At 35.5% G+C, this 825-nt stretch carries 1 protein-coding gene; it reads right to left on the bottom strand.

Features of this window, described 5'->3' with window-relative positions; genetic code table 11:
- On the bottom strand, window positions 1-491 hold a 491-nt coding region (locus J5V48_RS09760; RefSeq protein ID WP_219938459.1), incomplete at its 3' end, for a hypothetical protein.
- Window positions 492-825: the final 334 nt, after the last annotated feature.

Below are 825 nucleotides of genomic sequence, written 5' to 3'. Positions count from 1 at the left end.
ATATCAATTTTCTCAGATGAGTCATTGATTCTGACGTACTTGTAACGTCTACCATCTTTTCCTGTAAATACAGTTCCAACCTTCTTTCTTGCATCTTCAAGTGAAAGCTCTTTGCCGTCAATATCAATACAGACTTCTTTATCTGTTACACTGACATCATCGTTTACAGGAACTTCTTTCTTTACTTTTTGTTTCTTTTCCTTGCTTGAGGAATCAATACCTTTCTTTCTCTCACTGCCTTTTCCATTGATATTCTCATTGGTTGTCTTTCTGACAGTGATGGCTTTGTTTCCAAGCTTTGCTGACAGCTTTTCTATGGTTAATGTAAGCTCAGCAATTCTCTTGGTAAGTTGTTTAATTTCAGAGGATTGGGATTCAAAAAGTACCATCAATACGCCAAACATGGCAGATAAAGCAGGATCATCAGCAACAGCTTTTTGAATCTGCTCCGATACTTCTTTAAATCTGCTATTCAGTGTATTTGAATCCACTTGCTATAATCCTTTAAAATCCTATGCAAGTATTATAGCAAACCGGTCTTACAGCCATTTTCATACACTGAATATCAAGAACTTTGAGACCTTCAAAAGATCGAAAAAGATCGCTAGGAGATCGCTACAGATCGATGGATGAAAAAGATGAAAAAGTTGTCATCTTAAAAATTGCATCGTGCTGTGATCGAGTATGAAGCGAATAGAGCCATATCTGCAAAAAAGCTAAGATAATTAAAAACGTGAACATTATCACACTGATTTTTTAAAGATCAAACAGTTCGCTTAAGGGGCTGTTTTATAATGGTCTAAAATTTTATTTCCGACCATTTAC

The sequence above is a fragment of the Succinivibrio faecicola genome (assembly GCF_019448115.1).
GTDB lineage: Bacteria > Pseudomonadota > Gammaproteobacteria > Enterobacterales > Succinivibrionaceae > Succinivibrio > Succinivibrio faecicola.
This window is presented reverse-complemented; position numbering and strand designations above follow the sequence as displayed.